The following is a 23,096-nucleotide window of genomic DNA, read 5'->3' as shown; positions in this document are numbered from 1 at the left end:
AAAGGGAACAATGTATATTGTTCCCTTTTTTGTTTATTATAAGTTAGCAGCTAACCAATCTCCAACGGCACTAGTGCTGTAGGCTGTGGCTCCTTTTGCAACCAAATCTTGGGTTACAATTGCTTGTTCTAAAGATTGATTGACTACGGCTCTAATGGCTTTTGCTTCTTCGATTAGTCCAAAAGCATCTTCAAACATCATTGCTGCAGATAGAATTGTTGCCAATGGGTTGGCGATATTCAATCCGGTTGCTTGCGGATACGATCCGTGAATGGGTTCGTATAATGAGGTGTGTTCTCCCACAGAGGCAGAAGGCATCAATCCCATGGATCCCGAAATTACCGAAGCTTCATCGGTCAAAATGTCTCCAAATAAATTTTCTGTAATTAATACATCATAGGAGTTTGGCCATTGTACTAATCGCATGGCAACGGCATCTACAAATTCATAACTAACGGCTACTTCGGGGTAGTCTTTTTCCATAGCTTGAACGGTTTCTCTCCACAAACGAGAGGTTTCTAGTACGTTAGCTTTGTCTACGCAACACAATCTTTTGGATCGCGTCATGGCTAGTTCGAACCCTTTTTTAGCCAAACGTTGTACTTCGGCTCTAGTGTACACACAGTTGTCAAAGGCGGTTTCTCCACCGTCTCTTCTTCCTTTTTCTCCAAAGTATATTCCGCCGGTTAGTTCTCTCAAAAAAACCAAATCGGTTCCTTCAATACGTTCTCTTTTTAGAGGCGAATTGTCAATTAAGGACGCAAAAGTAAAGGTTGGGCGCACATTGGCAAACAAACCTAGTTTTTTACGCATTAGTAATAATCCTTGCTCAGGTCTAACTTTTGCAGCAGGATCGTTGTCGTATTTTGGGTGTCCGATTGCGCCAAATAAAACTGCATCGGCTTTCATGCATATTTCATGTGTTTCGTCCGGATAAGGAACACCAACGGCATCAATGGCGCAAGCTCCTGTGAGTGCTGGTATCCAGGTGATTTGGTGGTTAAATCTTTTGGCTATGGCATCTGAAACCTTTACGGCTTCCTGGATCACTTCGGGTCCAATTCCGTCTCCTGCTAAAAGGGCTATATTTAATTTCATGGTTTTTTAGTGTTTAGTAAGCTGTTTAAATTTAAGTATAATTGTCTTTTTTAAGGAAAATCTTTATTGAGAAAATTTTACGAGAAAGAGGTATTACTCTCTTTCATAATTTAATTTTTCCAAACGGATCTCCATGTATTTTCCGTCTTTTTTAGTGTCCTTGAAGTATTCTGCAATTCCGACATAGCCTTCTTTAGCTCGAAAAATTGAAATAGTGCTTTTGTTGGTGTTGTAGGTTAGCTTACTAATTTCTTCTTTTTTAGATTTAAAATAATAATTAACGATGTTTAGCTCTAAATTACTATTGTCGGTTTTGTCAAAAAAGAAATAAGCCCTACCTATTTTATTTGGTAAATATTGTGAGAATTTAAACTTACTCTCTTTGCTAGTTTTAACATCATACACATTGGTTTTTACTGGATCAAAATTGCTATCTAATGTAAAGGTATATAACTGTGTATAGTCTCGATTTAAACCTTTTTGAAAAAAAGATTCTGAAATTATAAAAGTTGAACCATCTGGATTAACATAAAAATCATTAAAATTTAAAAATCCTTCTCCTTTTATTTTTCCATATTTGTTCATTTTTATGTCCAGAAATTTATCATAAGAAAGATACTTCTCTTTATATATTGATTGAGATTTAAGATCAAAAACAAATTGAAAAATCCCCAATGATTTATCATATTCATAAAGACCTCCTTTAACTTTTTCAAAATACCTTCCCATTAAATATAATCTATCATCTTGTATTAAAACATCTTCAAAAGAATGGGTATAATGCGCTGGGATTTCAGTGTAAAAAAGTTGTTTGCCAGTCTTGATGTCTAAAACAACAAAATGAGTAATTCTCATTCCACTTTTACTGGTAACGTCTCCTCGCAATACTATATATTTAGAATTATAATTATGTATGGAATAAATTTGGGAATCTTCCTTTTTTAAAGGTATTGAATTTTTATATTCCCAGATTTTTTCATTATTAGTATTGACGGCGTACATTTCATAATCATCTGCATCCCTTTTGTCTTTTTCATCTTTATGTCCATAAATCAAGAATCCTGTCTCATGCAAAGGGCAACTGAAATAATCGGTTTTATCCTTTTTGGCGTTATCAGATGAAACCTCTTTTATTTCGGGATTATAAATACCGCTACTCACTATTTTATTACTATTTATATTCAAAACCTTGTAAGTAAGGAACGAACTCTTGCCAGTAGTAGAATTTACAATTCTGAAATTGAATCGGAGAAAGCCTTTAGTATAAACAACATAGTATAAACCTAGTTTTTCTGGAGTATACGTTGAATGGTTTAATTTTTTTTCGACAAATTCACCGGTACAAATTTGATTCATGTTTTTGTCTAAAATGACATACTTAAAGGTTACATTCAAGTTTTCATCCGTATTCATTTCCCGTAATTCTACATAACCAAATAGTTCTTTGTTTTCAACTATTGGCACAAAAGCCACTGCTTTTCCTTCTGCCTGATTTAACACAGAGTAGGATTGTCCAAAACTAAATTGAACTATAAAGAGTAATATTAAAAGAGTTTTTTTCATAAATACGTATTCAAAAATTAAATTTTTTAGGTTTATTCGCGCTCAAAGTTCAGTTTTTCCAAACGTATTTCCATATATTTTCCTTCTTTTTTAGGATCTTTGAAGTATTCTGCAATTCCTACATAACCTTCTTTAGCGGGAAATATACTAATAGCACTTTTGTCATTATTGATAGCTATTTTCTGAATTACTTCTTTTTTAGATTTGAAGTAATAATTTATTATGTTTAATTCTAAGTCTTTAGCATCATTTTTATCAAAAAAGAAATAAGCTCTACCTGATTTGTCAGGCAAGCGCTGTGAGAAATCGTACTTGTACCCTCTAGTTCTTTTTACGTCGTATTCGCTGGTTTTTATGGGATTAAAATCTTTGTCCATTCTAAAAGTATACAATTGGTTATAAGCTCGATATTGCGTTTTTTCCCAGTAAGATTCCGCTAGTATGAAAAAAGTTCCGTCTGGATTGATGTTTGTTCGTTTAAAATCTATAAACCCTTCTCCTCTCACTTTTCCATTTTTGTTAATTGATATGTCTTTAAATTGATCGTAGGGCACATATTTACTTACAAGGTCTATGTTTAATTTCAAATCAAAGATATGTTGAAAAATACCTAAAGACTCATCGTAGTCAGTGAATTCATTTTTATCTTTTTTATAATATTTTCCTCCTAAATAGGCTTTATGTTCACGTACGAAAGCATAGTTGTATTTGTGTGTATAATTAATAGGAATTTTAGAAAAATATATTTCTTTTCCGGTTTTAGAGTCTAGAATTAAATAGTGTAAATCATTTTTTTTGTTTCCCTTACTTAACCATCCTTTTAAAATTATATAATCCGAATCATAATAAGCTACTGCATAATTTAAAAAATGGTTTTTTACTACTTTTGATCCGTTAAATTCCCAGATTTTTTTGTCAATGCCATTTATTGCATAAAATTTTTGATTGATAGGATCTTTTTTACTTTCCTTTCTTTTGTTTTCACAAATTAAAAATCCAGTGCTATCCAATGAAAAAGCATCATATGTTGTAACATCTTTTTTTGAGAATTTAAAGGTAGTTTCAATTATGTCTGGATTAGTAGCTCTACTTGAAATTACCTCATTTGTTTTTATATTAAACATTGCATATACTTGGACCTCTCTTGAAATAGGTATATCCATGGTGTGAGGGCTATATTTGTATCTGTGAAAGAAATCAACTCGAATAACTCCATTTGCATAATTTAGATCTTTCACATGTAAATTATATTGTTTATCATTTAATTTTTTTAGACTAAATTCTCCCGTAGTTAATCTGTTCATATTCTTATCCAAAACAGTATACTTGCACGTTACGTTAAAATTTTCGTCAATATTCATTTCCCTTAATTCGATGTAGCCAAATAAATCGTAATTATCATAAAGAGGTTGAAAAGCCATTATTCGGCCCTCAGCCTGATTGAGGATCGTATAGGATTGTCCAAAACTAAATTGAACTATAAAGAGTAATATTAAAAGAGTTTTTTTCATAAATACGTATTCAAGAATTAATTTTTTTAGGTTTATTCGCGCTCAAAGTTCAGTTTTTCTAAACGTATTTCCATATACTTTCCTTCTTTTTTAGGATCTTTGAAGTATTCTGCAATTCCTACATAACCTTCTTTAGCTGGAAATACATTAATACTACTCTCTTTATTGGTTAAAGGCATTTTTTGAATTGTTTCTTTTTTTGATTTATAATAGTGATTTAGAATGTTAAGTTCGAGGTTACTATTGTCATTTTTATCAAAGAAGAAATAAGCACGTCCCATTTTATTAGCTATTCGCTGTGAAAAATAATATTTATAACCCATTGTTGATTTGACATTATATTCTGTTGTTTTAACCGAATTAAAATCCTTATCCATCAAAAAAGTATATAACTGAGTGTAATTCTTCCCTGTTTGAGTTATTCGAAAAGATTCTGCTAAGACAAAAAAAGTTCCATCAGGATTTAGATTGCATTTTTGATATTTTAAAAAGCCATCTCCACTAACTCTTCCGTCTTCACTAATTTTTATATCTTTATAGGATTCATTTTTTCTATATGAATCTCTAATAATGGCATTGGTTTTCAAATCAATAACTTTTTGAAAAATACCTAAGGACTCTTTAAAATGGGGGTAATTATCTTTGTTTTTTTTTAAAAACTTCCCGCCAATATATAATTTATCTTCATCTGTAAAGGCATATTCACAGTCAACGGTATACTCACTCTCAAGGGGGTGGTATACTAATTCTTTACCTGTTTTAGCATCTAAAACGACAACATTTGCTTGTAAGACTTCATTTCGACTTCCGTTTCTAAAAAAGTTATACAACACAATATAATTTTCAGTATAACTTTTTAGAGAATAATAATTCACTGCTTTTTCATACTTTCGAGGATTTTGATATTCCCAAATTTTCTCCCCTTTGGTACTAAGAGCACAAAAAGGCACGGTTTTTACCATGAAATTTTTAATAGTGCGCTCTCCATTTACCGCCAAAAAACCTGTTTTATCTAATGAATAAGTAGATGAATAAATAGGATTATAATACACCTCATTAATAGGAACTCCTTTATTGATTACAACATTGTTTTTCAAATCAACAACTTGGTACGTTTTTGGCAAAAAAACAGATTCTTGTCCACCGCTCTTGGCATATTCTACTAAATCAAAAAGCAAATATCCATTGGCATAATTAACATCTAAGACTTTTAGGTATCGTTTTGACTTAGAAGCTTGGTCTGTAAGTTCGCCCACACAAATGGAATTAAAGTTTTTGTCTAAAACGGTGTATTTGAATGTGTTTTTCAAATTTTCGTCAACATTCATCTTACGCACTTCTACATAACCATAAAGCGTTTCGTGATCATAAATTGGGGAGAATCTTTCTAACTCTCCAGCAGTATTGTTTAGTACAGTATAGCTTTGTGCTCGACTAAGGGATGTAAATAATAACAAAAATAGAATCGTTTTTTTCATTGGTTGTTTGTTAATTTTTATAATCTGCTGCCAATTGTTGTAGTTCTGTTTGGGTTAAATTTGTCATAAAACCCAAAAAGTATTGCTGACTTTGGGTGTGTTCGTTTGGATTAATCAGAGGGATGTAAGTATTTAATTTTAATTCCTTTTTTGCTTTTGCCAATTCTTCAAAATCATGAGTAATCATTTCTTTCAAAAAAACATTTTTTGGGTCTTTCTCTTTTAACTTTAAAGCATCATATAAACTTAGGCCGTAATTTTTTAAATAGTAATTATTAAAAACTTGCTCATAATAAATATTCTTTTTTAAAGTCGTAAAAAATGCTTTGTCAACATAAAAATCTTTAACGTTGCCTTTAATTTCTTTTTTAACCCTCTCAATACGTTGGTCACAATTGGGGTGTGTTTTTAAGGAGTCAATATTCCATTTAAAGCTATTCTCTTTTAGATAACTGTATTTTGAAAAATCTTCCATATGAGTCCATTCTTTGATGAATTTTTGATTTTTGGTCGTAAAATTTTTGGGGTAAGAAGCTTTGGGCAAACTATCCTTCTCAATGTCTGAAACAGACAGGTGGTCGAGCAGTTTTATAATCGAATTATTGTTGTAATGTGTTTTTTTAAAATAGTGCACGCCAAGTGAGTCTGCTTCAAATTCATGAGATCGAGACTTGCTTTTCCTAGAATAAATCAGTTCTTTGGCAATTTTCTCTGATTTAACTTGTCTATTGAATTTGGATCTTTTGATGTCTTTTTCGGCACTTAAATATTCTTTTGTATTTTGTAAAAGCACTTTCTTTTGAATGCTTTTATCTCTATGGTTTAATAAATAATGTGCTATTTCATGACAAAAAACAAACCCAATTTCGGCCTCATCTTCAATATATTTGAGTAATTCTAGATTGAATAGTATTGTACCATCGCCAATACTGTATGCATTAGGTTCTGGGCTTCTAGAAAAATAAATTTTAATGTTTTGGTTTGCCAAACTAGGGTTGCTAGCTACAATTTCTCTTTGTATTTTTTGTGCATACTCTTGTAGTTTATCATCAAAATATAGGGTTTTGTTGTTTACTGTTTTAGAAAAATCTTCAAATTGTTGAGTATGTATTGCAACAATGTCTTTACTTATTTTTCCAGAAAATTCCTTTTTTATTTCTTTTATTTTTTTTTCGTGTCTGCTTTCGAATTCTTTTAAGACCTCTTTTCTTTTGCTAAAAGATATAGTGTCATAAGGTTTATAAGTTTGTCCGTGAATTACAAAAAACGAAAACAATAAAATTTTAACAAGAAGAGGCTTCATATAGATAATTAATTTAACAACACAAATGTAAGAAAACTTCAATGTCGGTTGTTGGTATTTTAATTTGTTTTTAAAATAGATATCCCCCAAAGACTATAAATTGAATACACTATGGGGATATCAAGTTAATTTTAAGAAATAAGCAGACCTATTTATACCACATTCAACATTTTTTGCGTAGCAATAATGGCAGCAACAGTTTGATCTGAATCGAGTCCTCTAGTTTTGAATTCTTTTGCATTGTTGGTCCAAGTGATCACGGTTTCGCATAATGCATCGGAGCTACTTCCTGGCGGGATACGAACTGCATAATCTATTAATTTAGGTAATTCTAAGTTCTTGCTTTTGTAAATTTTGCTTAACGCATTCATAAAAGCATCAAATTGCCCGTCTCCTTGTGCGTGCTCTTCAATTAGTTCACCATCCATTTTTAAACATAGCGTTGTTGAAGGACGCATTCCTTTGGCATGGGATAAAATATAGGATTCTACTATAATTTTCTCTTCAAAAATTTTACTGTGTAAAACATCTGAGATAATATAAGGAAGGTCTTCTTTGGTTACCGTTTCTTTTTTGTCTCCTAACGCAATGATTCTTTGCGTAACTAACTTTATATCTTCTGGATTCAGTTGTAAACCAAGTTCTTGAAGATTTTTTTCGATATTCGCCTTTCCAGATGTCTTGCCTAAAGCATATTGCCTTTTTCTTCCAAAGCGTTCTGGTAATAAATCGTTAAAATACAAATTGTTTTTAGTGTCCCCATCGGCATGAATACCTGCTGTTTGAGTAAACACATTATCTCCTACAATGGGTTTATTAGCAGGGATTCGATATCCTGTAAATGCTTCGACCAACTTACTAACTTTGTATAAAGAAGGTTCTTTTACATTAATTTCGATCTCTGGCATGAAATCATTGATTACAGCAACGGTACTTTCAAGAGGAGCGTTTCCAGCACGTTCTCCCATTCCGTTTACAGTTACGTGTAAACCATGAACTCCTGCCTTAAGCGCTTCCATTACGTTAGCAATACTTAAGTCATAATCATTATGAGCATGAAAGTCAAAATGAATACCTGGATATTTAGTTGTAATTTTTGATAAATACTCAAAAGTATGCTCAGGGATAAGCACTCCTAGTGTATCTGGGAGTAAAACTCTTTTTACGGGCTGTGTAACAATAAAATCAAGATATTGAAATACATATTCTGGAGAATTGCGCATGCCGTTACTCCAATCTTCAAGATAAACGTTTGTTTCAATATTGTTTTCTTTTGCAAGACTAATTGTTTTTGCAATTTCATAAAAATGCTGTTCTGGTGTTTTCTTTAGTTGGTGTGTAAGGTGGTTTAAAGAACCTTTTGTCAATAAATTTTGAACTTTTGCACCACTTTTTTTCATCCATTCTATAGAAAGACCACCATCAACAAAGGTTAATACTTCAACACGGTTTGTATATCCTTTTTCTTTTGCCCAAGACATAATTCCTTTTACCCCTTGAAATTCGCCTTCACTCACTCGTGCCGATGCAATTTCAATACGGTCCACATTCAACTCTTCTAATAATAATTGTGCAATGGTTAGTTTTTCTGCGGCAGAAAATGACACTCCTGAGGTTTGTTCCCCATCACGAAGCGTCGTGTCCATTATTTCAATTTTTCTTTTCTCCATTATTTTATATCTAAGCCAATAGTTATGGTTGCCATCGTGCGGCTAGTATTCTGTTTTTATTTGAAACAAACTCAGGGTGATCCCTCCTAAAAAATCAAAACCACATCCAATGTTTCTTGAATTTGTTTTTTGATAAGCAACTCCTAAACCATAAAATTCAAAAAGGGAATCAAAGTCGGTTAAGGTATTTGGTTCAAATTTCATTCACAAAGCAAACAGGTCAATAGTAAGCGGTTTGTTTTAAGGTTTAAATAAGTTGCTTTTCAGCAAAAGTGACAATGTCTTCTTTAATGTTTTGTAAATAGTCAATGTCATCAAAGCCATGCAACATATTGTTCTTTTTGTAGCCGTTGATGGCAAAAGATTCTTTTTGGCCCGTAGCCTTAAGGGTAATGGTTTGTTCGGGAAGATTAATTTCTAATTCTGTTTTTGGATCTGCCTCAATAGCATTGAAAATGTTTTGTGCAAACTCGGGACTTATTTGTACGGGTAATACTCCTACGTTCAAACAATTTCCTTTAAAAATGTCTGCAAAAAAACTAGACACAACTACCCGAAAGCCATAATCATAGACCGCCCAAGCTGCGTGTTCTCTAGAAGAGCCGGAGCCAAAGTTTTTTCCGCCCACTAATATTTTGCCGCTATAGGTAGCATCGTTTAGAACAAAATCTTTTTTGAGAGTGTTGTCTGTATGGTAGCGCCAGTCTCTAAAGAGGTTGTCTCCAAAGGCTTCTCGTTTTGTGGCTTTTAAAAAACGGGCAGGAATTATTTGGTCTGTGTCTATATTTTCTATCGGTAGTGGCACTGCACTACTGGTAAGGATGTTAAATTTGTCGTATGCCATATTTGTATTGCTTTTGGCTTTGTGTTTTTAATTTTTGACTTGTTGCCACGAACTAAAGACTAGGAGCCTATTTTGATTTTTCTATTAATTTTTGGGTCTGTGTTCTAAAAATAATTATTTTACACCATCCTTAGATTAGCCAATATGTTTTTGCCTAAATGGGAACTTCTTTAAAAAAGCTCTCGCGGATCGGTTAGTTTTCCGGTAACTGCTGCTGCTGCTGCCATAATTGGCGAGGCTAACAGGGTTCTAGAACCTGGACCTTGGCGTCCTTCAAAGTTTCTGTTGGAGGTACTAACGGCATATTTTCCGGCAGGAACTTTGTCATCATTCATTGCCAAACAAGCAGAACATCCGGGTTGACGCAATACAAAACCGGCTTCGGTTAAGGTGTCTAATAAACCCTCTTCTTTAATTTGTGCTTCAACAACATGAGAGCCAGGAACTAACCAAGCCGTAACGTTAGCAGCTTTTTTACGCCCTTTTACAATTTCGGTAAAGGCTCTAAAATCTTCAATACGTCCGTTGGTGCAACTACCTAAGAAAACAAAGTCAATTGGTTTTCCTATCATGGTGTCTTCTTCTTCAAAGCCCATATAAGCTAGGGATTTTTTATAACTTGCTGCACCGCCTTGAACTTGATTAGCGTTCGGGATTTTTTTAGAAATACCAATTCCCATTCCAGGATTGGTTCCGTAGGTGATCATTGGCTCAATAGTTGCGGCATCGATGTTTATTTCGGCATCAAAAACGGCATCTGGATCTGTTTTTAATGTTTTCCAATAAGCAACTGCTTTAGTCCATTCTTCTCCTTTTGGAGCATATAATCTACCTTCAAGGAAATCGAATGTTTTTTGGTCCGGAGCAATTATTCCTCCACGAGCACCCATTTCGATACTCATATTGCAAACCGTCATACGGCCTTCCATACTCATGTTGGTAAAAACATCTCCAGCATATTCAACAAAATATCCTGTGCCCCCAGAGGTGGTAGACTGTGCAATTATGTGTAAGGCTACATCTTTCGGGCTTACACCTTTACTAAGAGCACCATTAACATTGATGCGCATTTTCTTAGGTTTTGGTTGCATGATACACTGTGTAGCTAAAACCATCTCCACCTCAGAGGTTCCAATTCCAAAAGCAATTGCTCCAAAAGCACCATGCGTTGAAGTATGTGAATCTCCACAAACAATAGTAGCACCCGGTAAGGTAATCCCATTTTCAGGACCTATTACATGCACGATTCCGTTTTTAGGATCCCCTAATCCCCAGTGCGAAATACCGTATTCTGCAGCATTATCTTCTAGAGCTTTCAATTGATTTGCCGATAAAGCATCTTCAACTGGCAAATGTTGGTTAATTGTAGGGGTATTGTGATCTGCTGTGGCAAAGGTGCGTTCTGGGTATAAAACAGAAACACCTCTATTTTTTAATCCCAAAAAGGCAACAGGACTAGTAACTTCGTGTATGAAATGACGATCAATAAAAAACACATCCGGTCCATCTTCAATTTTGCGTACCACGTGTGCATCCCATACTTTGTCAAATAATGTCTTACTCATTTTAATGTTTTTTAATTGTAATTTTATTACTCCAACATTTGGGGCAATAATAATAGGTAGGCGAATGTAAAAAAAAGATCTCTAGAACCGGTTTTGATATTTTGTTTTATACGATACCCAAAATGAAATTACGTACACCAATGTAGACTTGTTTATACTATGGGTTATTTCTACTACACAAGTAGAAATTAAAAAAAACCGTATTTGTAATTATAATTTAGAGTTTGGCTGTTTTTTTTAGTTTTTAATAAGTTGTTGGTTTTGTTGTGTTTTTTTTAATTTTTTAGTAAAAAACCAGGTATTTTTAGATTATAAGCAGGGATAGTTCGTAATAATTCTTTAAATTCACTTAAGTCAAATAGGGAGTTAAAGTGGTTTTTAGGGTTGTTTTACCATCGTGTTTTGCGGTATTTATTAAGAATAATTATTACGACATCCAAAAATACATATGGTTTGTTTTGAAACTAAATTGGAACAAAACGTTGCCATTTATCTCTCAATGCAACACCAAATTAAACTAGATCTTGAGTGCTTCAAAAAATTTTATAATGCATAAATAATCCTTATGTATAGTATAATAAATATAAATAAAAATAAATGAATTTGTCGTTCTAAATTTGCCTCAGATTTAAAAACAAAACTTTTAAAAATGACTACCATGAATTTAGAGACACAAATGCAACTGAGTAAATCCTCGCAAAACATTCCATTGATAAAAGGTATTTTTACTCCTTCCGAAGCTTTGGAAGTTGTAATGGCTTTACTGGACCAAAAAATAAATTTTCACCAAAAGCAAAGATTACAAAAATGGGAACTAAACCATAAAAGCAATTTAAAAGAGATAGACGACCGGATCCAAGCACTCGAAAATGACAAACAATTGGTCAAAAACTTCGTCAATACCGCCAAAGGTTTACAAACAAAGGTAACGATCAACGGCCTTCTGGAGATCGCTTTGGTAACTAGTCACTCTTAAAAATAGAACAATGCCATCAAAAAATCTATCGCAACAATTGACCAACCGGATTATAAACTATCTTCTATGGTTTTTTTTCTTACTAAACAGTATTTATCTAGTCTACGCCTATCCATTTATACCCGAACTACAGCTAGGAAACATACTTAAAATCAACGGATTTACCTTGTTGATCTGGAATTTGGTAACTTTTTTTAGTGCTCTACTGAGTACTTATGCAATCCAGTATTTAAAAGGGTTTAAATACCACACCAAATTCTCTTTGCTTTGCCTTGGTTTTACAATTACTATCATGATTTTTGTGATGGCAAACAATGTGTTCTTGTTATTGGCCATGTGGATGGCTATGGGAATTTTTATGTCGCAATTAATAGGTAGTGATTCTCGATGGGAAGAAGCCAAAGAAGCTTCACGATTTGCTTTGAAGTATTTTGTTTCCGGAAGTATTTTTTTGAGTATAGGGGTTTTGTTGCTTGCTTTTCAGCTCCAAGATTTCACACTAAGTGGGATCACTTCTCAAATAAATACGGTCCCTCAGCAGAGGACTTTTTTTGCAGCATTGTGCATTATCATGGCGGCACTCATACAGTCCGCTATTTATCCGTTCCACCGTTGGTTACTTTCGGCCATGACAGCGCCTACACCAGCTTCTGCTTTGATGCATGCAGGATTTGTAAATGGATCTGGAATTTTACTAACGTTATTCTCAACAGTTTTAGTGGCTTCAAACACGCTTAGCATTCTTTTTGTCATTGGAGGATTGACTGCAGTACTTGCCCAATTTACCAAATTACTTCAGGTAAATGTGAAACAAAGATTGGCTTGTTCAACCATTGCACAAATGGGTTTTATGATTATGCAATGTGGACTTGGTTTTTTTAATGCTGCGGTAGTGCATTTAATTCTTCATGGGTTTTATAAAGCACAGCTTTTTTTATCTGCAAATGAAGAGATTGGGATGGTAAAACCGACCAAGCCAAAAAATATTAAAACCAAACCTTGGCAAGCACTACTGGTTTTACTTTTTGGAATGATAGGCGCGTATCTTTTCAATATTCTGACCGGTAAAGTAATAGCTGTTAATAGCGGCATCTTCTTGACTTTGATTGTTGCCATTACGGTTGGACAAGTAACGCATACTATTCTAAAAGAAAAAAGCCTTAGTTCTTTGCAAAAAATCTATTTGCCGATACTTTTATTTAGCATCGGAATAGTCTCCTACGCATTGGTGTACAACTGCATAACTAGTTTGATGCAAAGCATGCCGATGATTGCTGCCCCACAATCGCTAACAACAATAGAAATTGGATTTGGAGTCGTATTTCTTGTAGGTTTCTTTATCATGAAATTAGGAATATATCGCAAATACCCGCACCTATACATGACGTTACTAAACCTCTCACAACCTGCCAAAAGAACTATTTTGCTATCTAAATCCAAATAAGTATGATCCATTCCAGTATTAAAAAAAGTATTGCAGAAGCAGCAAAGAGTATTGGAAAAACCTGGCCCCTATACTCCTTTGTTACCTCAAACCCATTATCAGGATACGAGCAAATGCCATTTGAAGAAGCTGTAGCTGAAGCTAAAAGGATGCTTAACGCTAAAGTTTTTCCTGAAACGGCTGTTTTTAGTCAAGCTTGGAATAATGGAGAAATAAACAAAAAGACACTTGTAAAGTTATTGCAAGAAAACCAGCTAACGGAGTCTCCTGAGTTTTACTTGAACCAAATGAAAGCGGTTCCGCCAAAAAAGCGTGCAAACAAGGCGCATGCCCTAGACACCATTATAGCAAAATTGCTTGCAGCTTTTATGGACGAAGGTTTAGCCGAATGGGAAATGCCTAACAAAAGGGAAGGTTTTTACAACGCATGGCGAAAACTTGCTATTTACGATACCGATCTTCCTAAAACTGGTATTGCTGAAATTCCAACTACAAGCAGCGAGACTTTAAATACTATTTTAAACAACTACACCGAGGCAGAAATAACAAAAATCTTCACGCACCATTTGGCTGCACTACCAGGATGGACTGGATATATCAAATATAGAAGCGAATCCAACTCCTTATGGCAAGAAAAATATCCGGTTGACTTGCAGGATTATTTGGCTGTAAGATTATGGATTGCTCAAAAAACTGGAACAGCCATAGTGCCTAAAACAGTGGCTCAATCAAGCCCTAATAACGTATCAAAACTGCAAGGTATCTGGCTGAAAGCTTGGGATCAAAGTTGGCAAAATGGCCTTGTTCAACTCTTGGAAAACCACCAAATAACAAACCAAATTTCAGTAACCAATAAAGAGAGTCCAGAGGCGCAATTAGTGTTTTGCATTGATACACGATCCGAATTAATTAGAAGACATATCGAAAAAAATGGACCGTATGAAACTTTTGGCTATGCTGGTTTTTTTGGCATCGCAATGGATTATAAAAGTATAAAGGACGGTACTACTCGCAAATCCTGCCCTCCTATTGTGAACTCTGCCTACCAGGTGTCTGAGGTGGCACAAACCAATCAATCAGAAAAATTGGCACACTACCAACGGCAAAACAAACAGCTAGAATTTAAAAACTTTTTTCTAAAAAGAATGAAAAACATGCTTCCGTCTGCCTTTGGGTATGTAGAAGGATCGGGTGTTTTTTACGGAATTTCATTATTAACCAAAACGCTTTTGCCGGGCTATTTGTATCCAAAAAATAATAAAAACGAAGGCGAATTAGAGTCTATAATGGAGCCTCAAATCAAAACTAGTTGCAATCATGAGGACGTAGAGCTACCTATTCCATTGGAAGAAAAAGTTGCTATCGTCAAATCTGCATTTGATTTGCTAGGATGGGAGCAATTTGCGCCACTAATTGTTTTTGCAGGCCACGGAAGCCATTCGGCAAACAATGCCTTTGCATCTAGTTTAGATTGTGGGGCTTGCGCTGCAAGTCCGGGGAGACACAACGCCAGAATGCTTGCTAAATTGGCCAACATGAAAGCAGTAAAACAAGCACTAAACCGAGATTTTGGCATTGTTATCCCTGCTACAACTGTTTTTATAGGAGCCGAACACAACACAACTACAGATGCAATTGTATTGTTTGACTCAGAAGTTCCTGCCTCGCACACAGAAGTATTGCAAAAGTTAAAAACAAGTTTAGTCGCAACACAAAAATCGGCTACGCAAGAAAGACTAGGCAGAAAAGACAGCGTTGCTTTGGCACACAAAAAAGCAAACAATTGGGGAGAAACACGACCTGAATGGGGGCTGGCAAAAAATGCTGGATTTATTGTAGGACCAAGAAATTTAACTAAAGATAAAAACTTAGACGGCCGTTGTTTTCTTCATTCCTATAACTGGAAAACCGACCTCAAAGGCACAGCCCTAGAAGGCATTATGCAAGGGCCAATGGTGGTAGCCCAATGGATTAATAATCACTACTACTTTTCGACAGTTGACAACGATATTTTTGGTAGTGGTTCAAAAATAACACAGAATGTAACCGGAAAATTTGGAGTAGTCCAAGGCAATGGAGGCGACATAAAAGCAGGGCTTCCACTGCAGTCTGTAAACAATTCAGACGAAGAAATGTACCACCAACCCTTACGATTATCGGTAATGATCCAAGCGCCAATATCTACTGTTACTGCAATTTTGTCTAGAAATAAACATCTTAAAAACCTGCTAGATAACCAATGGATTTATCTACTGGTGATGGATCCTTTGGCAGACAACAAGATTTTAAAATACCAACAAGATTTAAACTGGGTTGCGGCATCTGACTAACCTAAAACACAAAATGCCATGCAGAGGATGGTTGTTTAATCAATTACGAATTTATAAAAACAGAAAGCTGTTTCCAGTAATACAAAGCAGTTTTCTGTGTTTTTTTGTTGATAACTTGGCTTTCCTTTAAGTAAAAAAAGACTAAATTTGAAATTCCTTTTTTGCTTTTTTAGCAAAATACAACCAATTGATTAACAGCTATGTACTTAATATTTGATACCGAAACCACAGGATTGCCAAAACGTTGGGATGCACCCATTACGGATTCAGACAATTGGCCTCGTTGCATACAAATTGCGTGGCAGTTGCACGATGCGATGGGAAAACTCATCGAGCACCAAGATTATTTGGTTCAGCCCGAAGGCTTTAATATTCCGTACGATGCCGAACGTATCCACGGAATATCCACCGAGTTAGCTGCCGCCGAAGGAATACCTCTTGCTGCCGTTTTGGAGAAATTTAATGAAGCCTTGAGCAAGGCTAAATACATTGTGGGTCAAAATCTAGGTTTTGATATAAATATTATGGGCGCTGAGTTGCATCGGATGGGGGTGGAGTCTCCTATGGCTACCATGCCTGTGCTGGATACTTGTACAGAGGTTACGGCAAAACTATTGCAATTACCCGGAGGTCGAGGAGGCAAATTTAAGTTGCCTACCCTTACAGAGCTACACCAATATTTATTTAACAAACCATTTTCTGAAGCGCACAATGCCACTGCCGATGTGGAGGCAACTACCCGATGTTTTTTAGAATTACTACGTAGAGAACGTTTTACCAAAGAAGAATTAGATGTTCCGGCCAGCTATTTTAAGGAATTTCAAGATAAAAACCCAACAGAAATCCAGCTCATTGGATTAAAACACATCAATTTAAAACAAGCCTCGGATAAAATCCGGCAACAATTTGGCGAAAAAGGAAGTGTTAAAATCTCTAAAGACGAACTTTTAGAGAATACAAAAGTGTTAGCAGAGGCCAAATTTGCGCATTTACACAACCATACCCAATTTTCGGTTTTACAATCTACCATTGGCATTGGGCCCCTAGTTTCGGCTACGGCCAAAAATGGTTTTCCGGCTGTTGCCATGACGGATACCGCAAACATGATGGGCGCTTTCCATTTTGTGAGCGCCATTATGAACCATAATAAAGCAGCTTCCGCCAAAAATAAAACCTTGGTAGAAAGTGGTCAAGAAGCAACCGAAACCGAAATCAAACCCATAGTTGGTTGCACGTTCAATATTTGCGAAAACCATTTGGATAAAACCAAAAAAGACAACGGCTACCAAGTGGTATTGCTGGCCAAAAACAAAGTAGGCTACCATAATCTGGCCAAAATGTCGTCAATAGCTAATATTGATGGATTTTACTATGTACCCCGAATTGATAAAAAAATAGTCGAAAAGTACAAAGAGGATCTGATGGTGCTCTCTGGAAATTTATATGGAGAAATTCCGGCTAAGATTTTAAATATTGGCGAAAACCAAGCCGAAGAAGCATTGGTTTGGTGGAAAAACCAATTTGGCTCCGATTTTTATCTCGAAATCATGCGCCACAACCAAGAGGACGAAAACCGAGTGAACAAAACCTTGATTGCATTTGCCAAAAAGCATCAGATAAAAATAATTGCAACCAATAACAGCTACTATTTAAAGAAAGAAGATGCCAATGCACACGATATTTTATTGTGTGTAAAAGACGGCGAAAAACAAGCAACCCCCATAGGTCGTGGTCGAGGATATCGTTACGGATTGCCCAACCAAGAATATTATTACAAATCGGGCGAGGAGATGAAAAAACTCTTTGCAGATTTGCCAGAGGCCATTAGTAATATTCAAGAAATTGTAGATAAGGTAGAAATTTACTCGCTTTATCGGGATGTGTTGCTTCCAAAATACGATATCCCGCCAGAATTTGTAAACCCCGAAGACGAAGTGGATAATGGCGTAAGGGGAGAAAATGCGTATCTAAGACACCTAACTATAGAAGGAGCCAAAAAGCGGTATGGCGAAATAACCGAGTCCATCCAAGAGCGATTGGATTTTGAGTTATTGACCATTTCTAACTCGGGGTATCCAGGGTATTTCTTGATTGTACAAGATTTTATCGCTAAGGCTAGAGAAATGGATGTTTCTGTTGGCCCTGGTCGTGGTTCTGCTGCAGGATCTGCGGTTGCTTATTGTTTAAAAATTACCAATATTGACCCTATAAAATACGATTTACTTTTTGAGCGTTTTTTGAATCCGGATCGAGTTTCCATGCCCGATATTGATATTGACTTTGATGACGAAGGTCGCGGTCGTGTGATGGATTATGTTATCAAAAAATATGGTGCCAATCAAGTAGCCCAAATTATCACCTATGGTAAAATGGCTACAAAGTCTGCCATTCGAGATACCGCACGTGTGCTAGATTTGCCTTTATTTGAAGCCGATAGAATTGCCAAATTGATCCCGGCAATGATGCCTTCTAAGTGGAATTTGGCTCGCTTTATATCCGAGAACGAAGACGATGTCAAAAAAGCCCTACGTTCTGATGAATTTGAAAACGTAAAAGAACTCATTGCCATAGCCAACTCAGACGAGTTAGCCGGCGAAACCATCCAACAGGCTAAAATTCTGGAAGGCTCCATGCGTAATACCGGTATTCATGCCTGTGGAGTAATCATTACCCCATCGGATATTACCAATTTTGTTCCGGTAACTACTGCCAAAGATTCGGATTTATATGTTACCCAATTTGATAACTCGGTGGCCGAGAGTGCGGGATTATTAAAGATGGACTTTTTGGGTTTAAAAACCCTTACACTTATTAAAGATACAGTCAAGCTGGTAAAATACCGAAGCAATATCGATTTAGACCCGGATACGTTTCCTATTGATGATCCAAAAACATACGAACTTTTTCAGCGTGGAGAAACCGTAGGGATTTTTCAGTACGAATCTCCCGGAATGCAAAAATACATGAAGGATTTAAAGCCTACAGTATTTGGAGATTTAATTGCCATGAATGCCTTGTATCGTCCGGGACCATTAGAGTATATTCCTTCTTTTGTACGCAGAAAAAACGGAGAAGAAGAAATCAAATACGATTTGGATGCCTGCGAAGAATACCTGGGCGAAACCTACGGAATTACGGTTTACCAAGAGCAGGTGATGCTTTTGTCTCAATCCTTGGCAGATTTCACCAAGGGAGAAGCCGATGTTTTGCGTAAGGCGATGGGTAAAAAACAAAAAGAGGTTCTAGATAAAATGAAACCAAAGTTTGTAGAACAAGCCGCTGCCAAAGGGCATGATGCCAAAGTTCTGGAAAAAATTTGGAAAGACTGGGAAGCATTTGCGAGTTACGCCTTCAATAAATCGCACTCTACCTGTTATGCCTGGATTGCCTACCAAACGGCTTACCTAAAAGCACATTATCCAGCCGAATATATGGCAGCGGTACTGTCCAATAACATGAGTGACATCAAACAAGTTACTTTTTTTATGGAAGAATGCAAGCGTATGGGATTGCAGGTTTTGGGTCCAGATGTGAATGAATCGTACTATAAGTTTACTGTAAATGATGCCTATGCAGTTCGTTTTGGGATGGGAGCCATCAAAGGCGTAGGACAAGGAGCCGTGAATACTATTGTAGAAAACAGAAAAGACGGCCATTACAAATCGGTCTTTGATTTAACCAAACGCATTGATTTGCGTGCAGCCAACAAAAAAGCCTTAGAAAACCTAATACTTGCAGGAGGCTTTGACTCTTTTGAAGGCACGTTGCGTTCCCAATATTTTCATGATGACGGAGATGGCATTACTTTTTACGAAAAAGCGATTAAATATGGTGCTAAATTTCAGGAAAATGAAAACAGCTCGCAGGTAAGTTTGTTTGGCGAGTCTAGTAACGTACAAATAGAAGAACCCGTGGTGCCCCCGTGCGAAGATTGGAGCACCATGGAAAAACTAGCCAAAGAGAAAGAAGTTGTAGGGATTTATATTTCGGGACATCCTCTAGACGATTACAAATTTGAAATGAAATATTTTTGTAATGCCAAACTCGAAGCGCTTAAAAACCTAGAGTTCTACGTAGGCAAAAACCTAAGTTTTGGCGGCATCATTAACAACGTACAGCATCGGGTAGCCAAAAACGGAAAAGGATGGGGGATATTTACCCTAGAGGGCTATGATGAAAGTTATGAGTTTAAGATTTTTGGAGAAGAGTATTTAAAATTTCGACATTTTTTTATACAAAACAACTTTACCTTTATGAAGGTTTTGGTAAAAGAAGGTTGGGTCAATCAAGATACCGGCAAAAAGAGCGATCCCCGAATACAGTTTATGTTGGTACAATACCTACAGGATGTGTTGGATGATTTTGCCAAAAAACTAGTTGTTTTGTTAAACATAAAAGATCTAGATCCCGAATTTATACAACAACTAAACCATTTGTTTCAAGAATACAAAGGCGATAATCAAGTTGCCTTTGAAGTGATGGAATTAGAGAAAACAAAAAAACTAGTTACCGAAAAAATTTCGGGACCAGATACGCAAGACAACGACCTAATGCCTGATGAAGATGCTTCAGATTCTGAAGTCTCTGGAGTAGTTACCGTAAACGAAATCGAAGAAATAAAAGTAGTTACTAAATTGAGTATGCCAAGCAGACGTCTGAAAATAAATATATCCAAACCACTTTTGATGGCGCTCGAAAAAATGCAAATCAATTTTAAACTCAATTAAGAATACTCCTCAACGGGAAAACAAAGCATTTAGAAGTATCGTTTTCACTAAAAAATAAAACCATGAAAAAAAGAATAGCACTACTGTTTTTCTCCTTGGCACTTCATGTGCAAGCCCAGATCGCCCAAAGAGCAGAAGATATAAGTCCATTATTAATAGGAGAAAAAATTCCGGTAATAGAACTTACCGACCCTGAAGGTAAATCTATTTCCAGCAAAGAGGTGTTTGCACAAAAAACCGTACTGCTTGTTTATCGTGGTGGTTGGTGTCCTTATTGCAGTACCCAACTTATGGACATGCAGACCATTGAATCTCAAATTATTAATTTAGGCTACAAAATTGTTGCGGTAAGCCCCGATGCGCCAAGTTTTTTAAAAGAAACCATCTCGGAAGGAGGTATTAATTATGCCTTGTATTCGGATAGTGAAGGAAAATTTGCACAAGCCATAGGAGTAGCATTTAAGAAAGACAAACCAAAACTAGACCGCTATTCTGAGGGTAAAAATCCCGGGTTTTTGCCCGTACCAACCGTTTATGTTGTGGATGATAAGCGAGAGATAGCCTTTATGTATCTTAATCCAAAGTATACCACACGGCTTAAAGGAGAATTGCTATTGGCGGTATTAAAAAATTTGTGACCCTATGCAACAATTAAAAATTCTATTTAAGAGTATTTAATGCAGTTTTGTTGGGTTTATGTAACAAAAAAACGTATTTTTAGCCATGCAATAAGCAGAGGTATGGCTTTATGAAGGGTTTTTGTACAAAAAAGCAATTCTTTTATTTGTATCCTGTTTTTTGTTGCAAGGCTAAAGCATAATTTTAAAATTATTATGTTTGTAAGAACTAAATCAAAACTTTAAAAAAAAACTAATCATGAAAAAAAACTTACTAATTTTAGGGATGATGGCTTGTTCTCTAACTATGTTGGGGCAAGAAAAAGAAAATACCAATAACGAGAATTGGTATTTTAAGTTAGGCGGATCGTATTTTTTACAAACTGCAGCAACAGAATTTCCAGTTGTTTCGGGTTCTTTGCCTAATACGGATGTTTTTGGGGCCGATGGAACTACTCTGGTTTCTAGAAAAACCAATACGGGTTCTTTTGGCGAGGGTTTTCGTTCTAGCTTAACTGCAGGATATCGTTTTTCTACACGTTTGGGTGTAGAGATGGGAGTAAATTTCTTTAAAAGTAGTACTAAAACTATGGTAGATACCAAAAATAAATTAGTAGCTCCTGGGCCTGTATTTGTTTCGGGTACGGCAGTAGGCCAGATTACTGCTTTAGATTTAGCTCCAGCGGTGGTGTTGTTTTTGGGCGAAAGCAAAGGCTTTGAACCATATACTAAAGTAGGGGTTATTGTTCCTGTGGTCGGAAATCTGACTATCGAAACCAATAGAAGCTATACCACTCCAGTAGGAGTTGTTACTGCGTATGCTAAAGAAAAAGTATTGCCTAATCCTACCATTGGTTTTATGGCCGTAGTGGGTACGTCTTATAAATTAGGAAAAAATATTTCTGTTTTTGGAGAATTGGAGTATAGAAACTTTACGGTTCATGGCAAATCTAAAGAAACGGAGGTTTATACGGAAAACGGTGTAGATAAATTGAATGCCACTACTTCGTTCCGAGATGGTTCTTATGCAGAAAATCATGTAAATTATGTGGAACAAATTACTGCTAGCTCTAACAACAAATTGACAAATAAAGCGGGATACGATAGATCTAAAGCCTCGGATGATGTGAGTTCTTATGTTGGGATTAGTGGACTTGGTTTGACTTTAGGCTTGAAATATAGTCTCTAAGTTGCCATTAGATAAAATATAAAAAAGACCCTCTGTATCTAGAGGGTCTTTTTTTTTGGATTAATAACATCTATTGGATTCTTTTTTTTTCTAGCCCTGATAGTAGCGGCATCCTTTTTATCCTGATTTTTTTCAGGATAAAAAGATATAGCGGATAGCAGGAAGTGGCTCCAAATGGCTATAGAGTTACTTTTTTTGGTTTTTTTTAATAGTTTTTTACAATAGATTTATAATCAAAAGTAATTCTAGAATAGTGTACTATTTGTTTTTAATTTCTAAATTTGTAATCTAGTTTAACATTTGGTTAAAACGATAAACATTAAATATAAAATAGTATGGCATTAGCAATAACAGATGCTACTTTTGAAGAAGTAGTTTTGAAATCAGATAAACCGGTAATGGTAGATTTTTGGGCAGCATGGTGTGGGCCTTGTAGAATGGTAGGGCCAATTATTGATGAACTAAGTTCTGAATATGAAGGTAAGGTAGTTGTTGGGAAGGTAGATGTGGATGCTAACCAAGAATTTGCTGCTAAATATGGTGTAAGAAATATTCCTACTGTTTTGGTTTTCCATAACGGAGAAGTAGTAGGAAAACAAGTAGGTGTTGCTCCAAAGCAAACCTATGCGGATAGTTTAGACGCTTTGTTGTAATTGTAGGATTGTATTAAAGTAAGCATCTGAAATTAGTTGTTAAAGGGTTTGGCTGTTAGTCAACCCTTTTTTTGTTTTTGGATGGTATTTGATGTACTTTTAGGCTGATTTGGTTTAAGGCACTTTGT

At 35.6% G+C, this 23,096-nt stretch carries 16 protein-coding genes; 7 read left to right on the top strand and 9 right to left on the bottom strand.

Annotation, left to right across the window (positions count from 1 at the left end):
- Positions 1-36 precede the first annotated feature (36 nt).
- From leuB to leuC, 9 genes are all read right to left on the bottom strand, one after another.
- Entirely contained in the window at positions 37-1,098 is a 1,062-nt protein-coding gene (gene leuB, locus LB076_RS02625; RefSeq protein ID WP_066334849.1) for a 3-isopropylmalate dehydrogenase, read from the bottom strand.
- A 93-nt stretch (positions 1,099-1,191) separates the two neighbouring features.
- Positions 1,192-2,661 carry a DUF6770 family protein gene (locus tag LB076_RS02620; RefSeq protein ID WP_066334847.1) on the bottom strand — a complete coding sequence of 490 codons (1,470 nt, stop codon included), beginning with the start codon at positions 2,659-2,661 and terminating at the stop codon, positions 1,192-1,194.
- A 32-nt stretch (positions 2,662-2,693) separates the two neighbouring features.
- Positions 2,694-4,172: a DUF6770 family protein gene (locus LB076_RS02615; RefSeq protein WP_066334840.1), complete on the bottom strand. Its 1,479-nt coding sequence runs from the start codon at positions 4,170-4,172 to the stop codon at positions 2,694-2,696.
- Between the two features lie 32 nt (positions 4,173-4,204).
- Complete coding sequence (locus LB076_RS02610) at positions 4,205-5,650, bottom strand: DUF6770 family protein (protein ID WP_066334837.1); 1,446 nt, start codon at positions 5,648-5,650, stop codon at positions 4,205-4,207.
- 10 nt (positions 5,651-5,660) lie between these two features.
- Positions 5,661-6,953, bottom strand: coding sequence for a M48 family metallopeptidase (locus tag LB076_RS02605; RefSeq protein WP_066334836.1), 1,293 nt, complete (start codon positions 6,951-6,953; stop codon positions 5,661-5,663).
- 152 nt (positions 6,954-7,105) lie between these two features.
- On the bottom strand, positions 7,106-8,623 hold the full coding sequence (locus LB076_RS02600) for an alpha-isopropylmalate synthase regulatory domain-containing protein (protein WP_066334834.1): 1,518 nt from the start codon (positions 8,621-8,623) through the stop codon (positions 7,106-7,108).
- A gap of 42 nt (positions 8,624-8,665) precedes the next feature.
- On the bottom strand, positions 8,666-8,827 hold the full coding sequence (locus LB076_RS13820; RefSeq protein ID WP_157776663.1) for a hypothetical protein: 162 nt from the start codon (positions 8,825-8,827) through the stop codon (positions 8,666-8,668).
- A 43-nt stretch (positions 8,828-8,870) separates the two neighbouring features.
- Complete coding sequence (gene leuD / locus LB076_RS02595) at positions 8,871-9,467, bottom strand: 3-isopropylmalate dehydratase small subunit (RefSeq protein ID WP_066334831.1); 597 nt, start codon at positions 9,465-9,467, stop codon at positions 8,871-8,873.
- Between the two features lie 170 nt (positions 9,468-9,637).
- Complete coding sequence (gene leuC, locus LB076_RS02590; RefSeq protein ID WP_066334824.1) at positions 9,638-11,032, bottom strand: 3-isopropylmalate dehydratase large subunit; 1,395 nt, start codon at positions 11,030-11,032, stop codon at positions 9,638-9,640.
- Positions 11,033-11,690: 658 nt separating this feature from the next.
- On the opposite strand from leuC, the gene LB076_RS02585 reads away from it, so the two are divergent.
- The 7 genes from LB076_RS02585 to trxA all read left to right on the top strand — a co-directional run bounded on the left by LB076_RS02585 (position 11,691) and on the right by trxA (position 22,968).
- The gene (locus LB076_RS02585; RefSeq protein WP_141672831.1) at positions 11,691-12,008 is read left to right on the top strand and encodes a hypothetical protein; all 318 of its coding nucleotides are present in this window, start codon (positions 11,691-11,693) and stop codon (positions 12,006-12,008) included.
- A 10-nt stretch (positions 12,009-12,018) separates the two neighbouring features.
- Positions 12,019-13,452, top strand: coding sequence for a proton-conducting transporter transmembrane domain-containing protein (locus tag LB076_RS02580; protein ID WP_066334821.1), 1,434 nt, complete (start codon positions 12,019-12,021; stop codon positions 13,450-13,452).
- Between the two features lie 2 nt (positions 13,453-13,454).
- A complete protein-coding gene (locus LB076_RS02575) occupies positions 13,455-15,782 on the top strand; it encodes a DUF2309 domain-containing protein (protein ID WP_066334819.1) in 2,328 nt (775 codons plus the stop codon).
- Between the two features lie 200 nt (positions 15,783-15,982).
- A complete protein-coding gene (gene dnaE, locus LB076_RS02570) occupies positions 15,983-20,509 on the top strand; it encodes a DNA polymerase III subunit alpha (protein ID WP_066334817.1) in 4,527 nt (1,508 codons plus the stop codon).
- 62 nt (positions 20,510-20,571) lie between these two features.
- Positions 20,572-21,147 (top strand): peroxiredoxin family protein, encoded by a 576-nt coding sequence (locus LB076_RS02565; protein ID WP_066334815.1) that lies wholly within the window; start codon positions 20,572-20,574, stop codon positions 21,145-21,147.
- Between the two features lie 238 nt (positions 21,148-21,385).
- A complete protein-coding gene (locus LB076_RS02560) occupies positions 21,386-22,315 on the top strand; it encodes an outer membrane beta-barrel protein (protein WP_066334813.1) in 930 nt (309 codons plus the stop codon).
- 335 nt (positions 22,316-22,650) lie between these two features.
- Entirely contained in the window at positions 22,651-22,968 is a 318-nt protein-coding gene (gene trxA / locus LB076_RS02555; RefSeq protein ID WP_026712447.1) for a thioredoxin, read from the top strand.
- Positions 22,969-23,096: the final 128 nt, after the last annotated feature.

The sequence above is a fragment of the Flavobacterium crassostreae genome (assembly GCF_001831475.1).
Lineage (GTDB): Bacteria > Bacteroidota > Bacteroidia > Flavobacteriales > Flavobacteriaceae > Flavobacterium > Flavobacterium crassostreae.
Note: the sequence above shows the minus strand (reverse complement) of the source record. Positions and strands in the feature narration are given on the sequence as shown.

Bases quoted from the DNA above. Each gene is read 5' to 3' on its own strand.
- LB076_RS02610 (WP_066334837.1), bottom strand. From the start codon at position 5,650: ATGAAAAAAACGATTCTATTTTTGTTATTATTTACATCCCTTAGTCGA.
- LB076_RS02580 (WP_066334821.1), top strand. From the start codon at position 12,019: ATGCCATCAAAAAATCTATCGCAACAATTGACCAACCGGATTATAAAC.
- LB076_RS02565 (WP_066334815.1), top strand. From the start codon at position 20,572: ATGAAAAAAAGAATAGCACTACTGTTTTTCTCCTTGGCACTTCATGTG.
- LB076_RS02605 (WP_066334836.1), bottom strand. From the start codon at position 6,953: ATGAAGCCTCTTCTTGTTAAAATTTTATTGTTTTCGTTTTTTGTAATT.
- leuB (WP_066334849.1), bottom strand. From the start codon at position 1,098: ATGAAATTAAATATAGCCCTTTTAGCAGGAGACGGAATTGGACCCGAA.
- LB076_RS02575 (WP_066334819.1), top strand. From the start codon at position 13,455: ATGATCCATTCCAGTATTAAAAAAAGTATTGCAGAAGCAGCAAAGAGT.
- trxA (WP_026712447.1), top strand. From the start codon at position 22,651: ATGGCATTAGCAATAACAGATGCTACTTTTGAAGAAGTAGTTTTGAAA.
- LB076_RS02560 (WP_066334813.1), top strand. From the start codon at position 21,386: ATGAAAAAAAACTTACTAATTTTAGGGATGATGGCTTGTTCTCTAACT.
- LB076_RS02600 (WP_066334834.1), bottom strand. From the start codon at position 8,623: ATGGAGAAAAGAAAAATTGAAATAATGGACACGACGCTTCGTGATGGG.
- leuC (WP_066334824.1), bottom strand. From the start codon at position 11,032: ATGAGTAAGACATTATTTGACAAAGTATGGGATGCACACGTGGTACGC.
- dnaE (WP_066334817.1), top strand. From the start codon at position 15,983: ATGTACTTAATATTTGATACCGAAACCACAGGATTGCCAAAACGTTGG.
- LB076_RS02620 (WP_066334847.1), bottom strand. From the start codon at position 2,661: ATGAAAAAAACTCTTTTAATATTACTCTTTATAGTTCAATTTAGTTTT.
- LB076_RS02585 (WP_141672831.1), top strand. From the start codon at position 11,691: ATGAATTTAGAGACACAAATGCAACTGAGTAAATCCTCGCAAAACATT.
- LB076_RS02615 (WP_066334840.1), bottom strand. From the start codon at position 4,172: ATGAAAAAAACTCTTTTAATATTACTCTTTATAGTTCAATTTAGTTTT.
- LB076_RS13820 (WP_157776663.1), bottom strand. From the start codon at position 8,827: ATGAAATTTGAACCAAATACCTTAACCGACTTTGATTCCCTTTTTGAA.
- leuD (WP_066334831.1), bottom strand. From the start codon at position 9,467: ATGGCATACGACAAATTTAACATCCTTACCAGTAGTGCAGTGCCACTA.